The organism is Chloroflexota bacterium, from assembly GCA_016875535.1.
Classification (GTDB): domain Bacteria; phylum Chloroflexota; class Dehalococcoidia; order SHYB01; family SHYB01; genus VGPF01.
The window spans coordinates 64076-84063 of the sequence record VGPF01000004.1 but is presented as its reverse complement, the minus strand read 5'-3'; the positions used below and the strand labels follow the sequence as shown (position 1 = coordinate 84063).

The following is a 19988-nucleotide window of genomic DNA, read 5'->3' as shown; positions in this document are numbered from 1 at the left end:
ATGCGCCAGTGGATCAAAGCGACCTACAGCCTCGCCGCTGACGCGCCCTTCGACGCTGAGAAGAAGGCGAAGGGCATCGCCCACGGGCAGACCACGGACACCTGGACGCCCGTGGCGCGGCAGGACCAGGAGCGCTTGGAGCGGCATCGCGGCGCTGTGCTCGACGTTTCGCCGCTGAGCTTGCAGGGCGGCCTGCACGCGGCCACGCTCACCATCGGCTTTCCGCCGGAGAACACGCAAGGCGATATCGCCACGCTCCTTGTGATGATCTTCGGCAAGGTGAGCCTGGACGGGCGCATCAAGCTGATTGACCTTGAGCTGCCGCCGGGCCTGCTGGCGAGGCTGCCCGGGCCGCGCTTCGGCGTGCCGGGCGTGCGCGCGCGCTTAGGCGTGGAGAGGCGTCCCCTGGCCATGGTCATCTTCAAGCCGTGCGTCGGCCTGCCGCCGGAGGAGCTGGCGCGCATGTTCCGGGAAGCGGCGATAGGCGGCGCAGACCTTGTGAAGGACGATGAGATCCTTCCCGACCTGGACATCTGCCCCACGGAGGCGCGGCTCGCGGCGGTGCAAAAGGCGGCCGCAGAGGTGAAGCGCCAGACGGGGCATACGGCCCTCTACGCCGTTAACCTCACCGGGCCTTCCAGCAAGATCGTCGAGCGGGCGCGCAGTCTTTCCGCCCAGGGGGCAAGCTGCCTCCTCTTCAATGTGCTTGCCTACGGCTACGGCCTGCTCGAAGAGCTTGCCCGCGACCCGAAGGTGGGCATCCCCATCATGGCGCACCCGGCGCTGGCGGGGGCCATCGGCTCCGCGCCGCACCACGGGATCGCCCACAAGATCATCCTCGGCACCTTGATGCGCGCAGGCGGGGCGGACATCGTTCTCTTTCCTTCCAGCTACGGCACTGTGGCCCTTCCCAAGTCCGATACCGACGGCATCCGCGACGCGCTCACTAAGCCCGCCAGCGAAATGAAAGCAGCCTTCCCGGTGCCGTCCGCCGGTATCCACCCAGGGCTTGTGCCCCAGATAGTGGCCGATTACGGGCATGAAGTCATCGTGAACGCTGGAGGCGGCGTCTTCGGCCACCCGAAGGGGCCTGCGGCGGGCGCCATGGCGATCCGGCAGGCGATTGACCTGGCGACGGGCGTTATCAAGGAGAAGCCTCCGGAGCTTGCCGAAGCCCTGCAGGCCTGGGGCCGATGACCTCTCCTGCGCGCAAGGCCGTCGTCTTTTGCGATTTCGACGGCACGATCACGACTGAGGACATGATCGTGAGCGTCTGGCGGCAGTTCGCTCCGCCCGGGTGGGAGGAGGAGGTGCGCGGCATCTACGAGGGGAAGCGCACCCTGAAGGACGGTGTCGCCGCCGTCTTCGCCAAGATACCGAGCGCGAAGCGGGACGAGATCATCGCCCACGTCCGCCGCATCGTGAACTTCCGCCGAGGATTCGCCGGCTTCCTCGACTTCTGCGCCGCATCCGGCATTGATTTCACCGTCTGCTCCGGCGGCATTGACTTCTTCGTGGAGCCGGTGGTGGCTCCCTACCAGGAGCGTATCAAGAGGCTGTACCTGATCCCCGCGGACCTTTCCGGGCGGAACATCCGCCTGCGGCACACGATGACGTGCGGCAGCTGCGGCCTCTGCAAGGCGATGGCGATGGACGAGCACCCAGGGGTCTTCAAGATCCTCATCGGCGATAGCCTCACGGACGTGCACGGCGCGGAGAAGGCCGACCTGGTCTTCGCGCGGGCGAAGCTGAAGGAGATCCTCACGGAGCGAAAGCGGCCCTTCGAGCCGTATGAGAGCTTCGATGAGATACGCGAGACGCTGACGGCGAAATATCCGCAGCTCATACGAAAGGGTGCGTGACGCCTTGACCGCATGTGTTCAGCGCAGGATGATAGCCCCATGGGAAGGCTGAGCGAACTTGATGCCGAGCGCGCCGTGGCGGCGCTGCTCCAGCATGCGCGGGACTTTCACGCCAAGGGCTGGATGTGGGGCACCGCGGGCAATCTCTCCGTCAAGCTGAACGATAGCCCGCTGACCATCGCGATCTCAGGGAGCGGCGCGAGCAAGGGTGAGATGCAGTACGCCGACCTGGCGGTCCTGCCCGCAGGCGAGCGCGCGAAGCTCAAGTGGCTGGGCGAAGGCGCGCGGAAGCCCTCGGCGGAGACGATAATCCACCAGGCCGTCTACGAGAGGCTGCCGGACATCGGCGCCGTCTACCACGTGCACACCGTCGCCTCCACGGCGCTCTCGTTGGAGGCGGCCAAGCTCGGCTCGCTCGCGTACATAGACGTGAAGAACCTTGAAATGCTCAAGGGCTGGGACATCCCCTGGCGCGGCGGCACGATCACCGCCGCCATCCCGGTGATTCCCAATCACGAGCGGATGGACGTGCTGGCCCAGGGCTTCGCGAAGCTCATCGGCAAGGGGCTGAGCGCGCCCATCATCGTTGCGGCGGGGCACGGCATCACCGTCTGGGGCAAGACGCCGGAAGAGACGCGCAACCGCATCGAGATCGCGGAGTTCATCTTCCACACGCTCTGGGAGCAGGCGAAGGCGAAGCTTCGCGCCAAGAACTTCGCCCTGCGCGGGACGGCGCGCAAGCGCTAGCGCGGGCGGAAGCTGCGGCGGCGAGGCCTGCCGTAGCGCGAAAAGCCCTGGCTGCCGAGGGGTCGCTGCTGTGGCTGGCCCTGGGGCCGCTGCTGCGGCTGCTGGAACTGTCTCGGTTGCTGCTGGCGCTGCTGCGCCGGCTCAGGCAGAGGCGGCGGCGCGGTGACGGAGACGCCGTAGCGCGAGCTTTCGCCCACAGGCACGCGGTGCCGGATGAGTTGTTCGATATCGCGGAGGTACGGACGCTCGTCCGCCGAGCAGAACGAGGTCGCGTTGCCGCTTGCCCCGGCGCGCGCCGTCCGGCCGATGCGGTGGACGTAGCTCTCCGGCTCGTTGGGCAGATCGTAGTTCACCACGTGGGAGATGCCCTCCACGTCTATGCCGCGCGCGGCGATGTCCGTGGCCACCAGGACGCGGTTGCGCCCGGCGCGGAAGTTCTCCAGGGCGCGGAGGCGCGCTCCCTGGGACTTGTTGCCGTGGATGGCCTCCGCCGTCACGCCGTCGTCCCGCAGCATGCGGACGACCTTATCCGCCCCGTGCTTGGTGCGCACGAAGACGAGGGTGAGGGCTTGCGAGTCGCTTTTCAGGATGGCGGCAAGCAGGCGCCGCTTCTCTTTCTGGTCCACAAAGAGCACCTGCTCCTTGACCTGCGGCACGGTGGAGGCGACGGGCGTCACCGTCACGGTCACCGGGTTCACCAGGATGGTGCGGGCCAGGTCGGCGATGGGCGGCGGCATCGTGGCGGAGAACATGAGGGTCTGGCGCTGCTTGGGCAGAGCCTGGATGACCTTGCGGATGTCATTGATGAAGCCCATGTCCAGCATGCGGTCGGCTTCATCCAGGACAAAGAATTCGATCTGCTCCAAGGAGACAAGGCGCTGGCCCATGAGATCGAGGAGGCGGCCCGGCGTGGCAACGAGGACGTCCACGCGGCGCGAGAGGTCCTGTACCTGGGGCTGCTGGCTCACGCCGCCGAAGATGGCGGTGGTCTTGAACTCCAGGAAGCGCCCGTAGGAGCGGAAGCTATCGCGGATCTGGGCGGCAAGCTCGCGGGTGGGCGCAAGGACCAGCACCCGGGGGCGATGCGGCTCCGCGCGGCGGCGCGCGGCGGCCAGGTGCTGCAGGATCGGCAGCGCGAAGGCGGCCGTCTTGCCCGTGCCCGTCTGGGCGCAGCCCATAAGGTCGCGCCGCTGAAGCAGGTGCGGGATAGCCTGCGCCTGGATTGGCGTAGGCGTCTCGTACCCTTCGGCATCGAGGGCGCGCTGCAGCGGCGGTATGAGGTCGAGATCGGAAAAGGACGAGGTCTGAATCGAAGTGCTCTTTCGCGGGCCTCAAGGCAAAGCGTGGCCTGGGCCCTGGTGTATTGGTTGGACGGCTGACTGCGCGACCACGAACTCGCGGCTTGGCTGGGCTGGATGGCCCGGGAGAGGCAAGAGAGTGGAAGTGAGGATCAGAACCATCTAACAAAACAAGTATACCGCAAACGGAGGGAATCCGCTACGGCTTCGGCAGACCGCCTGGAGTCACTGGGACGAATAGCCGCCGTCCACCACCAGGACATGCCCGGTGACGAAGGCCGCCTGATCAGAGGCGAGGTAGAGCGCTGCGTTGGCGATGTCTTCCGGCCCGGCGAAGCGCCCTATGGGGATGTTGGTCATAACGCGGGTCATATATTTCTCTTGCTGCGCCTCATTGAGGCCGGAGCGCACGCCGCGCCCCAGGGGCGTGTCAATGTAGCCGGGCGCGATGGCGTTGACGCGGATGTTGTCCTTGGCATACTGGAGGGCCCAAGCCTTGGTGAGGCCCACGATGCCCGCCTTCGCCGCGCTGTAGGCCTGGTTGCCGCGCCCCATGCCGATGACTCCCGCCAGGGACGACGTGTTCACGATGGCGCCGCCGCCAGCCTTCTTGATCTCCGGTAGCGCCGCCTGAGCGAAGAGCATCACGCCCTTCAGGTTGATGTTCATCACTTGCTGCCAGTCCTCTTCCGTCAGGCCGTCCAGCGCCGTTCCCTGAACGCTGCCGGGGATGCCCGCATTGTTGAAGAGGATGTGGACTGCGCCGAAGCGAGCCGCCGTCTCCCTCACTGCCCGCTGGGCCTCTGCCTTGGAGTCCACGCTGGCCTGAATGAAGACGGCCTGACCGCCTGCCGCGCGAACCAGGGCCGACGTCTCCTCGCCGCCCTCTCGGTTCACATCCACGGCGGCGATCGAGGCCCCTTCGCGGGCAAAGATGAGGCAGGATGCCCGCCCCACGCCCGAAGCGGCTCCAGTGATAATCGCAACTCGATTGGGTAGGCGCATAGTCGAGAGATGAGTATAACGGTCACAGCGACTGTGCGACATGAAAAGAGGCCCTGGCAGGGGGCTGCCAGGGCCTCTTCCTCTCCCCCTTGATGGGGTGGTTGAGTGGCTGTATTAGGTGCCTCGGCGACTCTATCGCGCTGTTCTACGTGGATGGTAGGTTCCTCGACTTTTACGAGCATGCGTCTTCAGATGGATATTCTTGGGCCGAACGGCCCATTTCCAGATATGGGCCAGCCGTGAGTTTCTCCTTCTGTACAACAGAAGGGAAATCTCTCCTTCAAAAAGCGAAATGGTTTGACGAGGCAGGCCTTGGGACAGATAATCGCTTGACTCCACCCTACCTACTGTAAGGTTGCAGCGCCTTGGCCACGCCGTACTATCGAATAGCCACACTGTTCGCAGCGCTTGCCGCTATTCTGCCGGCGATGACACCGGCAGCCCTTTCCGCCCAGGCCGAAGGCGGGGCGACGTTCAGTCGTCCTGTTCCCAATCGCGCGCCGCCGGGCTTTCCCGGCCTCTACTGCATGATGGCCTTTTACCGCCAGGAGTCGCCGATTCATCGGTGGAAGGTTTACCAGCGGATCCCATCAACCGGCCCGGTAGGCCTCAAATTGACCACGGTCTCGGAGAATAGAGACGAGCGAGGCTCGATCACCGCAACCTTGCGGGACGATGTGGGGCTGAAGACCATCACCGTGGTTCATGATGGCATCGGCGAGCGGACGCAAACGCTCAGTCTTTCGCTCACGCCTGGAAAGGTCTACGAGCTCGTGCTGGAGCGCCGGGAGCCGGCGGTTCCTCCACCGCTCCACCATTACCGCCTCACGCCGCTCTTCCCCGGCCTTGAGCTCGGCTGGAGCGATTCCCTGCAATCCCTGGAGCCCGTCTCAAGCTGGTCCTTCAACTCTGACGATGATGAGACTGCGCGCCTTCGCCTCTTCGTTGACTCCCCGCCTCCCTTCAACGTTCCCCAGGCCACTCAGGTCGTCTATTCTATCGCTCGCCCCACCGGAGGCCTGCTCATCCGGGACATGACTGTCACGTCCCTCCCTGCGGAGATCGCCGTGCCGCCGGATGTCTCTCCTGCCAAGATCATCAATCTGCGCGCCAACGGCCATTTCCGCATGGAGAAGATCAGCGGCTCCGATCGCGGCCTGTACGCCACGCCCTGCCTCCCTCAGCCGGGGCACAGCGTGCCTCCGGGTCCGGTCTCCGCCCAGCGCGTGCCGCCGGGCGGTCAGGTCCTCGGCCCCGGCCCTGGAGGGCTGGTGATCGCGGGGCAGGATCAGAGTGCGGACGATGGCGATAGTGTTCCGATGGCGCTCATCGTCGGCGGCTCGCTCGCGGTCCTGCTGGCCTTCTTCGGCGCATGGATGTACTTCACCCGCCGGACTACCGTCGCCATCCAAGCGAGCGCAGGCACAGCCGCGACCGTGGCAACCCCTCCTTCGGCAACGAGCGCCACCATTGTGCAAACGGGGCCTGAGCGTTCGCTCTCCAGCGGAGCCTCGCCCTCGACGCAGATGATTGGAACCGTGACGCCCAGCATACCCGTTCCTGAAGCGCCTCCCAGCCTGGAGCCGCCTGCCCTTCCCAGAGCCGCAGTCCCTGACGCCGAACTGACAAAGGCGCCGCCCAGCGGCCTCTCCATGCGTGAGGTGGAGGTCGTCAACCTCATCGCTAAGGGCTACACCAACAAGCAGATCGCTCAGGAGCTCTCCATCAGTGACGCCACGGCCAAGCGCCACATCGAAAACATCCTTCGGAAGCTGGGCCTCTCCTCGCGCACCCAGGTGGCCATCTGGGCCACCCAGAACGGCTATGGCGACGGCGGCAAGCCAAAGCTGGGCGCCTAGAACGCCTTCACCGCTGGCAATCCGCTAGTAATCCGCCTTAAATCCTGCTCTCGCGCGTGCGCGAACATCTTGACTGCCGGTTTACTGCTGGCGCGATGTGGCTCGGGAGGACCCGGTGGACGTCTTTGGGCTTTTGCGCGACCTTGCTGCGATCCGTGAAGCCGTCTGGATCGTCGGCTATGAGGGCGGCTTGGTGAGCGAGAACGTGCCGGAAGGCCTCCGTCCGCCCACGATGGAGGGCGCGAGCATCACCGTAAACGATCGCAAGTATCGCAGGCGGCGCAGGCTCCGGCTATTGTCCGCTCAGCGGTTCGCCTGCGGCACGTTCGTCACGCCCTTCATCAGGGTCGTCGGCACATCCTTGATGAGCTGCTCGATGGTCCAGGGCTTCGCCTGCCAGATCTCATGCGGGCGGCGCATCAGCTCCGGCAGGCCGATGTTCGACCCGGCGGCGTGGAAGACCTGCCCGTTGATTTCCTTCGCGAACTCTGTGCACAGGTAGGCGGTCAAAGTCGCGATATCGTCCGGCGGCGCGGGCCGGTGGTGCGCCGTGGAGACCTCCGTAGCGGAGATGATGGGATGCTTCAGGTGGGCCCGCGCCACGCGGATCGCATCGTCCGTCAGCCGCGAGGTCGTCGCCCCTGGGCAGATTGTGTTCACCGTCACGCCGTATGGCCCCAGCTCCATCGCGGCGACGTTCGAAAAGCCGATGATGCCGATCTGCGCCGCGGCGTAGGCGACGCGCCGCGTCATGGTCACCAGGCCCATGCTGGAGGCCAGGTTGATGATGCGCCCCGAGCCTTGCTTCACCATCTGCCGCGCCGCGTGCTGCGTGCAATAGAGCTTGCCCGTCAGCATCACGTCAATCAGCATGTCCAGGTCTTCTTGCGCGCATTCCGTCAGCAGCTTCGGCCTGGCGGCGCCGAAGCTGCTCACCAGGATGTCTATGCGCCCGTAGCGCTTCACCACGCCCTCGATGAGCCGCTTCGATGCCGCGTAGCTCGAAGCGTCCGAATAGTCGGCGATGGCCGCGCCCTTCCGCGACCTGATCGCCCTGACGGCGCTATCGGCGGGCGCGCGCGATGTCCCCGTGCCGTCGAGTCTAGCGCCGTTGTCGTTCACCACCACCGTCGCGCCCTCATCGGCAAGGCGCATCGCGATCGCGCGCCCGATGCCGCGCCCGCCTCCGGTAACGACCGCTATTTTGTCGGCGAGATAGTGAGCCATGGGGACTCGTAGGGCGCGGGGCACGCGCCCTATACCTTCAGCGGCGGCGCGGGATTCGGCACACCCTGCAGCACCGTCTTCGGCATCGCCTCGATCAGCTCCTCCATCGTCCAGTGGCCGTTCTTGTAGATGTTCTTGGAGAGCGACCAGTGCTCCGCCCGGCTGATGTGCGGCCCGGCCACGTAGAAGACCTGGCCGTTGATGCTCTTGGCCGCATCCGTGCAGAGGTAGGCGGCGAAGGTGGCGCAGTCCTCCGCCGGGTTCGGCGTCAGGAAGGCCGTGCCCCGCTCCGTCGGCGCGATGATGGGGTTGTTCAGCTCCAGCTTCGCCAGCCGCATCGCCTCTCGGATGAGCCGCGATTCCGTCGCTCCCGGGCAGATCGTGTTCACCGTCATGCCCAGCGGCCCAAGCTCCACCGCGGCCACGTTCGAGAAGCCGATGATGCCCACCTGTGCCGCGCCGTAGGCCACCCGGCGCGTCATGCGGATGAGCCCGATGTTCGAAGCGATGTTCACGATGCTTCCCGTTTGCTGCTTCGCCATCACGGCGGCCGCATGGCGGGTCGTGTAGAGCTTCCCTTTCAGCATCACGTCAATCAGGATGTCCAGGTCTTCCTGCGAGCAATCGAGCAGCAGCTTGGGGCGCGCATTGCCGACGCTGTTGACCAGGATATCCAAGCGCCCATACGTCATCACCGCCAGGTCTATGGGCCGTTTGGCCTGCGCGTAATCGGAGACGTCCGAATAGTCGGCGATGGCCTCGCCCCTGCTCTTCTTGATCTCCTTCACCACGCCGTCGGCGAACTCTTTGGAGCGGCCCGTGCCGTCCAGCTCCGCGCCGATGTCCGTGACGACGACCTTTGCCCCCTGGCGCGCAAGCTCCAGCGCCACCGCCTTGCCGATGCCTCGCCCGCCGCCCGTCACCACCGCCACCTTGCCCTTCAGATGTGCAGGCATACGCGCCTCCTCTTTCGTATTTCTTCTTCGCCAGCCCCTCGGCATGCGTGGCCGATGTCGCCACCCACTTCTTCAGCGCCGCGTCGCTCTTGTAGCCCGGCGGCGCCACGTAGACGTTTCCCTTCATCGGCCTGCCGGTAAAGTCCATAGGCCTGATATGTGGCTGCTGTAGCGCCGCCTCCGCGTCCTTCGGGTCCAGGCGCAGCAGCAGGTCGTCCTTGATGACGCCCACCGCCATCTTCCCCTGCACCATGAAGGCCACGCCGCCGAACATCTCCTTCATCGTCACATCGCGCCGTCCCGCCAGCGCCTTCCCGATCCGTTCCGCCAGCTTCGCGTTGTAGGCCACGCTACATCCCCTTCGGCGGCTTCATGCCGTGCGCTTTGCACCACTCGCTGTACTCCGGCACCTTCTCGCCCACGACGTATAAGAAGTAATAGGCGCCCGCATCGCCCAGGAACTTGAACTGCTTCCGCAGGTCCTTCACCGTCGCATCGAAGCTTCCGTGGGAGCGCAGGTATTTTTGAAAGTTGCCGTGCTTTTGCTCCAGAGCCACCATCGCCTGGGGGTTCCCGATGATCGCCTCGATCTTCCTCCGGTTGCGGATGAGCTGCGTATCGTTGCTCAGGGCGTCCACCTGGGTCGGCCCCAGCGTGGAGACCTTCACCGCGTCAAAGCCCTTGAACGCCTCGCGCGTCCCTGGCCACTTCTTCTCCACCACCTGCCAGGAGATGCCCGTCTGGAAGACCGCCTTGCTCATCACCTCCAGGTAGTCGCCCAGCGCCTTGGGCTTGATCCGCTTCGGGGCCATGTGTTCCGTTGTCGGCATCCTCGCCTCCACCGCAAAGTGCGCCGAGTATAGGGAGGTCGTGATAGGGCGTCAAACCCGAGGGCGCGGCCTGCGCTCCGCGCTACCCATTTCCGGTTTGACACTCCGTAGTTGCGGGGCTATTCTACCCCCGCAGGTGAGGCGGCCCGAAAGAGGCAATCACGGGCCGCGCGCTTCCCTAAGGCAGAAAGGTTCGCAGCGGATGAAGTTCGGCTTCTTTCTGATGCCTTGCCGCCGCCCGGAAGAGAACCCGGCCCTGGGCTATCAGCATGACCTGGAGTTCGTCCAGTACGTCGAGTCCCTGGGCTTCGATGAAGTCTGGGTCGGCGAGCACCACAGCGGCGGCTGGGAGCCCATCCCCGCGCCCGACCTCTTCATCGCCGCAGCCGCCGAGCGCACCAAGCGCATCAAGCTCGGCACCGGCGTCGTCAGCCTCGCCTTTCATGACCCCTTCGAAGTCGCCGAGCGCATGGCCTTCCTCGATCAGCTCACCATGGGGCGCATCCTCTTCGGCGTCGGCCCCGGCGTCCAGCCCACGGACGTCAAGATGTTCGATATCCCCTATGAGAAGCTGCGTCCCCGCATGGATGAGGCCCTCGATATCATCCTCAAGCTCTACCATGCCGATGGCCCGATTTCCTACGAAGGACAGTTCTGGAGCTACAAGGATCGCGAGATCCAGGTGAAGCCCTTCCAGCGGCCGCACATGCCCATCGCCGTGGCGAGCACCGGCCGCCCCCACAGCATCGAAGTCACGGGCCAACACGGCCTGTTCATGCTCTCGGCCGCCTTCCAGAGTCCCGCCTCTCCCGATCAGCTGCGCAAGCAGTGGGAATCCCTGGAGCAGCACGCCAGGCTCCACCGCAAAACCGTCCGTCGCGAAGACTGGCGCATCGCCCAGTACCTCTACATCGCCGAGACGAAGAAGAAGGCCTACGACGATGTGGCCGAAGGCGCCATGCGCGAGCTGCGCGACTACTTCTTCCACCTGGGCGTCAAGCCCGGTTATGAAGCCTTCGTCGGCCAGCCCGCCGAGGAGATCACCTTCGATCAGGCCCTGGCCAAGCGCGGCTGGGTCATCGGCGATCCCGACGACTGCATACGCTGGATGGAGGACGCCCAGCAGCGCTCCGGCGGCTTCGGCGGCTTCCTCATCGTCGCCACGGAATGGACCAGCCGGGAGAACTGGCGCAAGTGCCTGGAGCTCTTCGCCAAGTATGTGATGCCGGAGATCAATCGCACGAACCGCGGACTCAAGCGTTCCTGGCAACAGATGCTCAAAGATTCGGCGGCCAACGCGCTGCCTGCCCCCTACGGGCCCGGACCCAAGGTGGGCGGATAGGAGAGAGACATGACGACTGTGACAGCGGCGACGAAGAAAGAGACGGTACAGCTGGGCGCCCTCAAGGTGAACCTGGTCAAGGGCGGCAAGGGCAATCCCCTCCTCGTCCTGCACCGGGATTTCGGCAGCCCCGGCTGGGTGCCGTTCATAGAGGAGCTGGCGGCCAAGCATACCGTCTACCTGCCCTCGCATCCCGGCTTTGACGGTTCGGAAGTCCCGCAATGGGCGCGCACCGTCCGCGATCTCGCCGCCCTGCACATCTGGCTCTTGAGCGAGTTGAAGCTCACCGGCGTTGACGTCCTCGGCCTCGGCTTCGGCGGGTGGATCGCTGCGGAGATGGCCACCATGGACCACAAGCTCTTCCGCAAGATGGCCCTCGTCGCTCCCATGGGCGTCCAGCCCAAGGAGGGCGAGATTTATGACCAGTTCCTCGTCAGCCCCCTGGAATACATCCAGGCGAGCTTCCACGTTACGACTAAGGCGAACCAGCAGTGGGGCAGCCAGCCCACCGTTGACCAGCTCGAGATCTGGGAGATCAACCGCGAGATGACCACCCGCGTCGCCTGGAAGCCCTACATGTTCGATCAATCGCTCCCGCACCTGCTCCCCGGGGTGAAGACGCCTACCCTGCTCGTCTGGGGCAAGGAAGACAAGATCGTTCCCGCCGCCTGCGCCAAGCAATATCAGCAGGGCATTCCCGGCGCTCGCCTGGAGACCATCGCGGGCGCGGGCCACTGCGTTGAGTACGAAAAGCCCAAAGAGCTGGCCAAGCTCGTCAGCGAATTCCTGGTCTAAACGGACGCGGCGAACAGGGAGGGTGTGCCATGCATCTGATGTACTTCACGGAACAGCCCATGAATGCCTATCCGGAGGCGGAGGCGCGCAAGTTCGGCTACTCCTCAACGCTCTTCTCCAACCGCCATTTCGATCCGAAAGAGGCCAGCCGCCTCTATAACGAGCGCCTGGAAGAGTACCTCTACGCGGAAGAAGTCGGCGTGGACGGCATCATGCTGAACGAGCACCACAACGCGCCCTTCTGCATGCAGGCCAAGATCAACATGTACGCCTCCATCCTGGCCGCTATGACCAAGCGCGTGAAGCTCGTCCTCCTGGGCAACCCGCTTCCAGTCTCGGATAATCCTGTCCGCCTCGCTGAAGAGATCGGCATGATAGACCTCATCTCCAAGGGCCGCCTCGTCTCCGGATTTGTGCGCGGCGCTGGCATGGAGCAGGTCGCCACCAACGCCAATCCCGCCTATAACCGCGAGCGCTTTGAGGAGGCCCACGACCTGCTCGTGAAGGCCTGGACCGTTCCCGGTCCCTGGCGCTGGGAGGGCAACCACTACCAGATGCGCGTCGTCAATCAGTGGGTCGTCCCCATGCAGAAGCCCCATCCGCGCATCTGGATCCCCGGCATCGCCAGCATGGAGACCGTCGTCTGGTCCGCCGAGCATCGCTATCCCTATATCGCGCTCAACACCACGCTGGAGGCCACCAAGGCCATCTGGAAAGTCTACGATGATGCTGCGGCCCGCGTCGGCTACACGGCGGGCCCGGAGCAGCGCGGCTACCTCATCCGCTGCCACGTCCAGGACACGGAGGCCAAGGCCCACGAAGGCGGCCGCCAGTTCATGTGGATGCAGGGCGAATTCCTCGGCCTCGCCCATCCCTACTGGGCCGCGCCCTCCGGCTATAGCTCCCCCTCCTCGCGCCGCCAGCGCCTCAGCATGCAGCGCCCCCAAGCGCCGCCCTATGAAAAACAGCTCGAAACCCTCCAGATCATCGCCGGCACGCCAGACCAGGTGGTCAAAAAGCTCCGCATGCTCTTGGAGCAGGCGCGACCCTCCATCCTCGCCCTCTGGGCCAACGATGGCGGCGTCAACCACAAGGATTCCATGAACTGCATCCGCCTCCTGGGACAAGAGGTCATGCCCGCCCTCCGGCAGATCGGCAAGGAGCTGGGCCTCAACAGCCCCTTCGAGTCGAACACGCCCGTGAGCCTGGCCTTCACGCCCAAGGAGCAGCTCAAGCCTGCCGGGGTGTCTGCCTAGCATCGCTCGGCATCCGCTTCTGTCGTGATGACGCGATGATGAATCGGCGTATAATCGCCCGTGGCCCTGATATGCCATTCTGCGAAGGACTGGTGAGCGCGCTATGCATCTGATGTACTTCACCGAGCAGCCCTACGGCACCTACGCCAGGGAAGAGGCCGAAAAGTTCGGCTATTCCACCGTCCTCTTCTCCAACAAACACTTCGACCCGCAAGAGGCCAGCCGCCTCTACAACGAGCGAGTGGAAGAGTACCTCTACGCCGAGCAGATGGGCGTGGACGGCATCATGCTCAATGAGCACCACAACGCCCCCTATTGTATGCAGGCCAAGATCAACATCTACGCCGCTATCCTGGCCGCCATGACCAAGCGCGTGAAGCTCGTCCTCCTGGGAAATCCCCTGCCGCTCTCCGATAATCCCATCCGCCTCGCCGAAGAGCTCGGCATGATAGACCTCATCTCCAAAGGCCGCCTTGTCTCAGGCATCGTCCGCGGCTCCGGCGGTGAGCAGCTCGCCACCAACGCCAATCCCGCCTACAACCGCGAGCGCTTTGAAGAGGCCCACGACCTCCTCGTCAAGTCTTGGACACAGCCCGGCCCCTGGCGCTGGGAGGGCAACCACTACCAGATGCGCGTCGTCAATCAGTGGGTGATGCCCTACCAAAGGCCGCATCCGCGTATCTGGGTCCCCGGCATCTTCAGCACGGAGACCGTCGTCTGGTCCGCCGAGCATCGCTATCCGTACATCGCCCTCAACACCACCCTGGAAGCCACCAAGGCCCTCTGGAAAATTTACGATGATGCCGCGGCGCGCGTCGGCTACACCGCAGGCCCGGAGCAGCGCGGCTACCTTATCCGCTGCCACGTCCAGGACACTGAGGCCAAGGCCCACGATGGCGGCAGGCAGTTCATGTGGATGCAGGGCGAGTTCCTGGGGAAATCGCATCCCTACTGGACCATGCCCTCCGGCTACGGCTCGCCCTCCACACGCAAACAGCGCCTCGGCGCCAAGCGTCCCGCCGCGCCGCCCTACGAGCAGCAGCTCGAGACCCTGCAGATCATCGCCGGCACGCCCGACCAGGTCGTCAAGAAGCTCCGCATCATCATGGAGCAGACACGCCCCTCCATCCTCGCCCTCTGGGCCAACGATGGCGGCGTCAGCCACAAAGACTCCATGAACTGCATCAAGCTCCTGGGGCAAGAGGTCATGCCCGCCCTTCGGCAGATCGGCAAAGAGTTGGGCCTCAACAGCCCCTTCGAGGCAAACACGCCCGTGAGCCTGGCCTACACGCCCAAGGAACAGCTCAAGCCCGCCATGGCCTCCGTCTAGTCCGTTCGCTTTCAGCGATGGCGGGGCGACCTTGCAAGGTCGCCCGCGCTGGTTCGTCTCTTGTCGCTCATCCCGTGTGCCTCGGGTCGCCCATGCGCTCTTGTCCCACCGTATAATGCCGCTCATGGAGCACAAGTCCTCCTCGACGCCTGCGACCTACTATGCCAAGCCCGATCGCGACCTCGCGCTGGAGGGCTTGCGCGATGAGATCACGCCGAGCGATACACATTTCCTCCTTCGCCACTCCGATTTGCCGAAAGACTTCGATGCTGCCGCGTGGCGGCTCACCGTCGCGGGCCTGGTGAAAAGGCCTCTCAGCCTCTCCTTGCGCGAACTCATGTCCCGCCCGAAGGTCACCATGACTGTCACGCTGGAGTGTGTCGGCAACGGGCGGCAGACGAAGGACAAGCCGCGACGGCTCGGCATGGTCGGCAACGCCCAGTGGACGGGCAGGCCGCTCGGCGGCCTCTTGCGCGAAGCCGGCGTGGACAGGCGCGCCGTCGAGATCGTCTTCACCGGCTTTGATCTTCGCATCCGCGATGGCAAGAACCAGCCCTACTACAGCAGCCTCGCGGTTGCCGACGCCATGCGCGACGATATGCTCCTGGCCTACGGCATGGACGGCGAACCTCTGCCTGAAGATCACGGGTACCCCTTGCGCTTGGTCGTTCCCGGCTGGTTCGGCATGTACAGCGTCCGCTGGCTCGAGCGCATCGAGGCCGTCGGCGAGCCTGCCGATGAAAAGGCGAAGTACGGCGGCTGGTTCGTCCCCGATACCTACCAACCGGCGCGCGCCTTGATGATTCCCCCAGGCCCGTTCGATGAGGCGAGCGGCGCCTATCGCGTCAAGGCCGGGCCTGTCGTCCTCGCGGGCCGCGCCTGGGGCGGCCGCTTCGGCCTCAGGAGCGCCGAAGTCAGCGTAGACGCCGGCGCCACCTGGCATCCTGTGCGGCTTGAGCATCGCGATGGCTCGCCCTTCGGCTGGCGCTCTTGGAGCTTCGAATGGCCCGCCTCTCCCGGGAGACACGCCATCTACGTTCGCGCCGCTGACCTGCAAGGCGCCGTCCAGCCGATGACTGCCGAAGGCGCAGGCAAGACTGCCGCCCAGCGCGTGGATATCGTTGCGGTATAACCGCCGCCATGCCTGCCATCGCCATCAACGGCTGCGCCATCCACTATGAGCTCCTCGGCACCGGGCCGTCCCTCGTCCTCACGCCCGGCGGCCGCGGCGGCATGGACTTCGTCCGTCCCCTTGCCCAAAGGCTCGCCGCACGGCATCGCGTCCTCATCTGGGATCGCCGCAACTGCGGCAAGTCCGACCTCTGGTTCGGCGCATCGCCCTCCGAGCAGGAAATCTGGGCCGACGACCTTGCCTATCTCCTCCGTGCCCTGGACCTTGCTCCTGCCGTCGTCACCGGCGGCTCCGCCGGCGCGCGACTCTCCCTGGTGACGGCTCTCCGCCACCCGGAGGTCGTTCGCGCACTCGCCTTGTGGTCCGTCTCCGGCGGCCCCTACGCATGCCAGGTCCTGGGCTATGACTACCACGTCCCCTTCATCAAGGCCGCCGAGGCCGGCGGCATGGAGGCCGTCGCCAAGACACCCTTCTTCGCCGAGCGCATCGCCATGAACTCCGGCAATCGCGCGCGCCTCCTGGCGGTGAACCCCGCCGACTTCATCGGCGTCATACATCGGTGGAACACCTTCTTCTACCATCGCCACGATTGCCCCGTCATCGGCATCACCCACCAGGAGCTTGCCACCGTCCTCGCGCCCACCCTCGTCTTCGCAGGCAACGACGATATCCATCCCGCCTCCGCCTCGGACGCCATCGCCAGAGCATGTCCCAACGTCACGGCCGCGCCTCCGGCCTGGTCGCGAGAAGAGTTCACTGCCAAGATCACAGGCGTCGTCCCCGGCGGCGTCATGTCCCTCTGGGAGCGCGTCGCCCCAACCGTCCTGGCCTTCACCGCAAAGCTGAAGTAGGTCGGCGAGCGGACGCTCCATTACCGTTTGAACTCACCACGCCCCAAGCCGTACAATTGCTCTTCCCGGAGGTAACCACATGCTCTTCAAGCGGATGTGGCGTGTCATCAAGCTCGACAAAAACATCTATAACGAGATCCTGCAGGACCCCTATAGCGGTGCGCAGGCCGTCACCATCGTCATCCTCGCCACTTTCGCTTCGGTGGTGGGCTTCCTCGGCAGCTTCGCCGCAGGCAACATCTTCAAGAGCGGAACGTACAGCGACGCCGTCTTCTACGCCCTAGTCTTCATGCCGGTACTCTGGCTCGTCCAGGGCGGCCTGGCCTACGTCTTCAGCCGGGTCTCCAACAGCGCTAGCGGACGCCAGGTCACCGCAGGGCAGCTCCGTACCGTTATCGCCTACTCCGCCGCCCCCGCCGTCGCCCTCGTCTTCGCAGGCATCCCGCTGGTCGGTGCGCTCATTGCCTTGATGGTCGTCATCTGGCTCGTCGTCACCATGAGCAACGCCCTCACTCTCACCATGCAGATATCCTTTTCGCGCGCCCTGATGTTCGTCTTCCCCGGCTTCGCCCTCCGCTTCGTCCTCGCCCTCTGACTCGCCCTACTGTTGCCTTCTTTTTGTAAGCAAGGCCTCGTTCCGCGCTTCGATCATTCCTGGGTGTACCAGGTCTCCCTGTTCCAGGAACGCCTTCACCTGGTGGTCTAAGAAGCAGACCATCGCCGCATCCAGGTCTTCCTTCGCCAGCCGCGCCACTTCTGCGATGAACGGATACCGAGAGACCTTCGAGGGGTCGAGCTTGTCCGCCAGGAAAAGCGCCTTGTCCATCGCCGTCATTCCGGCGCGGCCCATCGTGTGACAGGCTATGGCGTTCAAGACCTCTTCGTCACCCACGCCGTACTTCTGCTTCAGCACCCAGGCTCCGATCGGCCCGTGCAGAAAGACGGGGAAGGCCTCGTCCAGCCTCGTAACCGGGACGCCGTACCCCCGCGCCTTCGCCAGAAGCTCCGGGGCCTTCACCGTGCGGCAGATATCGTGCGCCAGCGCGGCAAGCTCCGCCTTCGCAGGATCAATTTGATGCGCCCTCGCCAGCGTCACGCACCACTGCCGCACCTCTTCGATGTGCCGCCTCACGCCCTCCGGCAGCGCCGCTACCTCTTTCGTGATTCGCGCCTTCGTCTCCTGCGTTGTCTCCATCCCCAAATCATACGCCATCCCGCCTTCACATCGCCTTCACAAGGCCCGGCTATTCTGATAAATGCCTTATAGGAAGCGAGGTGCCTATGGCTCGCAACCCCAGAGCAGGCTCGCCTGCATCTGGCTGGCGGTAACCGTTGCGAGCGTCGGCGGGTGGTTCCTTCCATCCGCCATCGGCCTCGCCGGCGAAGATGGCGGCTATGCCCTGATATTCTTCTGCGTCGTCCTTGCCGTCACCGCCGCCTGCTCCGCCTCCCTGCGCGACGCGGAGGGAGGCCTCCTGGATGGCCCCGGTGGCACCATCCTCTCTGCCTCAACCATCACCGTCACCTACACCTACGAGCTCAAGCCCTAAGCCGCTGACAGGCAGATGGGAGGGAACCCTCCCTCCCATCTGCCTTCCTCCAAGCCCTGCTCCCTGGACCTCCCCTTCCACTTCTGTTGGAATTGACACCTCTAGGGCCAAAAAGCTATAATTTTTGTTTGTGTGAGGCCCCCTATGTTTACCTATGCCATCGTTCGTTCTGGAAATAAGCAGTACCGCGTCTCCCCCGGCGATACCCTCAACGTCGAGCTCATCGCCGACAAGGAGCCGGGTGACAAGGTCAACCTCGACCAGGTTCTCCTGGTGAGCAACAACGGCGATATCACCGTCGGCAAGCCCTATGTCTCCGGCGCGAAGGTCGTCGCCAAGATTGAAAGCCACGGAAAAGGCGATAAGGTCCTCGTCTACAAGATGAAGCGCAAGGTCCGCTATCGCCGCAAGGTCGGCCACCGCCAGCCCTTCGCCCGCCTCGCCATCGAAAGCATCGAAGTCGGCGGCGCGAGCCTCAAGGCCGCGGCAAAGGCCAAGGGGAAGTAAGCTATGGCACAAAAAAAGGGCGGCGGCACCAGCGCCAACGGTCGCAATAGCCCCGGTCAGCGCCTCGGCGTCAAGGTCTTCGATGGCCAGCCCGTCACCGCAGGCAGCATCATCGTCCGCCAGCGCGGCACCGCCATCCAGCCCGGCCTCAACGTCGGCCTCGCCAGGGACCACAGCCTCTTCGCCCGCGTGGACGGCCTCGTCAAGTTCGACCGCGCCACCAAGTTCCGCAAGCGCGCCAACGTCATGCCCGCGGGACAGGGAGCAGCAAAGTGAAAGCAGACATCCATCCCAGATACGTAGCCGCCCAGGTGCAGTGCGCCTGCGGCCACAAGTGGCTCACCCGCTCCACAACCTCGCTCCTCAAGGTCGAGGTCTGCTCCAAGTGCCACCCCTTCTTCACCGGTGAGCAGCGCATCCTCGATACCGAAGGCCGCGTTGACCGCTTCAAGAAGCGCTACGGCCTCAAATAAGCAGATGCCTCAGCATCGAAAAAGCCCCCGGCAGATCGGGGGCTTTTTTTGTTCCGCCGCCGAGACCGCCAAACAGCCCAAGTTCAACTACGGCGGCCAAGCCGTCATCGAAGGCGTCATGATCCGCGGCCGCACCCACGTCACCGTCGCCGTCCGCAGGCCCAACGGCATGCTCAAGCAGCTCATCGAGCCGCTGCCCAAGCTCTTCACCGGCGGCTGGCGCAAGATCCCCTTCGTCCGCGGCGCCATCGTCCTCGCGGAGACCCTCTCCCTCGGCCTCAAGGCCATCATGTTCTCGGCTGAGGCCGCCCTCGAAGAGGAAGACGCCAAGGAAGAGGTCAAACTCTCCGGCTTCGCCTCCGGCGCCATGCTCACCGTCTCCCTCCTCCTCGCCATCGGCATCTTCTTCATCATCCCCCTCTTCATCAGCAGAGCCTTCGACTCCATTATCGAGAACGACATAGCCGCCAACGTCTTCGAAGGCGTCATTCGCTTCGCCATCTTCATCGCCTACATCTGGCTCATGGGCCGCATGAAAGACATGAAGCGGCTCTTCATGTACCACGGCGCGGAGCACATGACCATCGCCTGCCATGAGCACAACGAGCCCCTCGAGACCCAGAACATCAGGAGATACAAGAAAGAGCACCCCCGCTGCGGCACCGCCTTCCTCCTCACCGTCATGGTCGTCGCCATCATCCTCTTCGCCTTCCTCGGCCGCCCCGATCTCTGGCTCCTCGTCGTCTCGCGCATCGTCCTCATCCCCGTCATCGCCGCCGTCAGCTATGAGATCATCCGCTTCAACGCCGCTCACATAGACAGCACCATCGGCAAGGTCCTCACCTACCCCGGCCTGCTCATGCAGAAGCTCACCACCCAAAAGCCCGACGATCAGCAGATCGAAGTCGCCGTCGCCGCCATGCAGGCCGCCCTCGCCGCAGACGCCAAATCGCCTTCTGCGTAAGGGC

At 64.6% G+C, this 19988-nt stretch carries 22 protein-coding genes and 1 pseudogene; 16 read left to right on the top strand and 7 right to left on the bottom strand.

Translation table 11 applies throughout. The features are described from left to right. From FJ039_02600 to mtnB, 3 genes are read left to right on the top strand one after another with little or no spacing between them, the layout of a single operon-like run. Positions 1–1197: a 2,3-diketo-5-methylthiopentyl-1-phosphate enolase gene (locus tag FJ039_02600; GenBank protein MBM4405056.1), complete on the top strand. Its 1197-nt coding sequence runs from the start codon at positions 1–3 to the stop codon at positions 1195–1197. Beyond that, positions 1194–1862 (top strand): HAD-IB family phosphatase, encoded by a 669-nt coding sequence (locus tag FJ039_02595; protein ID MBM4405055.1) that lies wholly within the window; start codon positions 1194–1196, stop codon positions 1860–1862. Before FJ039_02600 ends, FJ039_02595 begins: the two co-directional genes overlap by 4 nt. A gap of 12 nt (positions 1863–1874) precedes the next feature. Beyond that, positions 1875–2609 (top strand): methylthioribulose 1-phosphate dehydratase, encoded by a 735-nt coding sequence (mtnB, locus tag FJ039_02590; GenBank protein ID MBM4405054.1) that lies wholly within the window; start codon positions 1875–1877, stop codon positions 2607–2609. On the opposite strand, the gene FJ039_02585 is transcribed toward mtnB, so the two are convergent. Next, positions 2606–3919: a DEAD/DEAH box helicase gene (locus FJ039_02585; GenBank protein ID MBM4405053.1), complete on the bottom strand. Its 1314-nt coding sequence runs from the start codon at positions 3917–3919 to the stop codon at positions 2606–2608. The genes mtnB and FJ039_02585 overlap by 4 nt on opposite strands. 213 nt (positions 3920–4132) lie before the next feature. Next, positions 4133–4912 carry an SDR family oxidoreductase gene (locus FJ039_02580; protein ID MBM4405052.1) on the bottom strand — a complete coding sequence of 260 codons (780 nt, stop codon included), beginning with the start codon at positions 4910–4912 and terminating at the stop codon, positions 4133–4135. 428 nt (positions 4913–5340) lie between these two features. Between FJ039_02580 and FJ039_02575 the strand changes: the two genes are divergently transcribed. Beyond that, on the top strand, positions 5341–6771 hold the full coding sequence (locus FJ039_02575) for a hypothetical protein (GenBank protein ID MBM4405051.1): 1431 nt from the start codon (positions 5341–5343) through the stop codon (positions 6769–6771). Between the two features lie 303 nt (positions 6772–7074). On the opposite strand, the gene FJ039_02570 is transcribed toward FJ039_02575, so the two are convergent. From FJ039_02570 to FJ039_02555, 4 genes and pseudogenes are all read right to left on the bottom strand, one after another. After that, complete coding sequence (locus tag FJ039_02570) at positions 7075–7998, bottom strand: SDR family NAD(P)-dependent oxidoreductase (GenBank protein ID MBM4405050.1); 924 nt, start codon at positions 7996–7998, stop codon at positions 7075–7077. Positions 7999–8027: 29 nt separating this feature from the next. Beyond that, positions 8028–8999 (bottom strand): SDR family oxidoreductase, encoded by a 972-nt coding sequence (locus FJ039_02565; GenBank protein MBM4405049.1) that lies wholly within the window; start codon positions 8997–8999, stop codon positions 8028–8030. 16 nt (positions 9000–9015) lie between these two features. Further along, positions 9016–9303 (bottom strand): annotated as a pseudogene (locus FJ039_02560) (TfoX/Sxy family protein). 1 nt (position 9304) lies between these two features. Next, positions 9305–9784, bottom strand: coding sequence for a hypothetical protein (locus tag FJ039_02555; protein ID MBM4405048.1), 480 nt, complete (start codon positions 9782–9784; stop codon positions 9305–9307). On the opposite strand from FJ039_02555, the gene FJ039_02550 reads away from it, so the two are divergent. The 7 genes from FJ039_02550 to FJ039_02520 all read left to right on the top strand — a co-directional run bounded on the left by FJ039_02550 (position 9765) and on the right by FJ039_02520 (position 17085). Further along, the gene (locus FJ039_02550) at positions 9765–11126 is read left to right on the top strand and encodes an LLM class flavin-dependent oxidoreductase (GenBank protein ID MBM4405047.1); all 1362 of its coding nucleotides are present in this window, start codon (positions 9765–9767) and stop codon (positions 11124–11126) included. The two genes, FJ039_02555 and FJ039_02550, sit on opposite strands and share 20 nt — an antisense overlap. Positions 11127–11135: 9 nt before the next feature. Next, positions 11136–11921: an alpha/beta hydrolase gene (locus FJ039_02545; GenBank protein ID MBM4405046.1), complete on the top strand. Its 786-nt coding sequence runs from the start codon at positions 11136–11138 to the stop codon at positions 11919–11921. Positions 11922–11950: 29 nt separating this feature from the next. After that, positions 11951–13177, top strand: a complete 1227-nt coding sequence (locus FJ039_02540; GenBank protein ID MBM4405045.1) for an LLM class flavin-dependent oxidoreductase — start codon at positions 11951–11953, stop codon at positions 13175–13177. Positions 13178–13280: 103 nt separating this feature from the next. After that, a complete protein-coding gene (locus FJ039_02535; protein MBM4405044.1) occupies positions 13281–14507 on the top strand; it encodes an LLM class flavin-dependent oxidoreductase in 1227 nt (408 codons plus the stop codon). A 100-nt stretch (positions 14508–14607) separates the two neighbouring features. Further along, positions 14608–15639 carry a sulfite oxidase gene (locus FJ039_02530; GenBank protein MBM4405043.1) on the top strand — a complete coding sequence of 344 codons (1032 nt, stop codon included), beginning with the start codon at positions 14608–14610 and terminating at the stop codon, positions 15637–15639. A gap of 8 nt (positions 15640–15647) precedes the next feature. After that, on the top strand, positions 15648–16490 hold the full coding sequence (locus FJ039_02525; protein ID MBM4405042.1) for an alpha/beta hydrolase: 843 nt from the start codon (positions 15648–15650) through the stop codon (positions 16488–16490). 79 nt (positions 16491–16569) lie between these two features. Further along, positions 16570–17085 (top strand): hypothetical protein, encoded by a 516-nt coding sequence (locus tag FJ039_02520; protein ID MBM4405041.1) that lies wholly within the window; start codon positions 16570–16572, stop codon positions 17083–17085. A gap of 6 nt (positions 17086–17091) precedes the next feature. On the opposite strand, the gene FJ039_02515 is transcribed toward FJ039_02520, so the two are convergent. Further along, a complete protein-coding gene (locus tag FJ039_02515) occupies positions 17092–17703 on the bottom strand; it encodes an HD domain-containing protein (protein ID MBM4405040.1) in 612 nt (203 codons plus the stop codon). 43 nt (positions 17704–17746) lie between these two features. Between FJ039_02515 and FJ039_02510 the strand changes: the two genes are divergently transcribed. The 5 genes from FJ039_02510 (at position 17747) to FJ039_02490 (ending at position 19984) form a co-directional block, all read left to right on the top strand. After that, positions 17747–18040 carry a hypothetical protein gene (locus FJ039_02510; protein MBM4405039.1) on the top strand — a complete coding sequence of 98 codons (294 nt, stop codon included), beginning with the start codon at positions 17747–17749 and terminating at the stop codon, positions 18038–18040. Positions 18041–18184: 144 nt separating this feature from the next. Beyond that, positions 18185–18547: a 50S ribosomal protein L21 gene (gene rplU / locus FJ039_02505; GenBank protein ID MBM4405038.1), complete on the top strand. Its 363-nt coding sequence runs from the start codon at positions 18185–18187 to the stop codon at positions 18545–18547. Positions 18548–18550: 3 nt separating this feature from the next. Next, a complete protein-coding gene (locus tag FJ039_02500; protein MBM4405037.1) occupies positions 18551–18823 on the top strand; it encodes a 50S ribosomal protein L27 in 273 nt (90 codons plus the stop codon). After that, positions 18820–19020 (top strand): 50S ribosomal protein L31, encoded by a 201-nt coding sequence (gene rpmE, locus FJ039_02495; GenBank protein ID MBM4405036.1) that lies wholly within the window; start codon positions 18820–18822, stop codon positions 19018–19020. The genes FJ039_02500 and rpmE overlap by 4 nt, the downstream gene beginning before the upstream one ends. A gap of 4 nt (positions 19021–19024) precedes the next feature. Continuing rightward, positions 19025–19984: a DUF1385 domain-containing protein gene (locus FJ039_02490; GenBank protein MBM4405035.1), complete on the top strand. Its 960-nt coding sequence runs from the start codon at positions 19025–19027 to the stop codon at positions 19982–19984. The last annotated feature ends 4 nt before the right edge of the window (positions 19985–19988 follow it).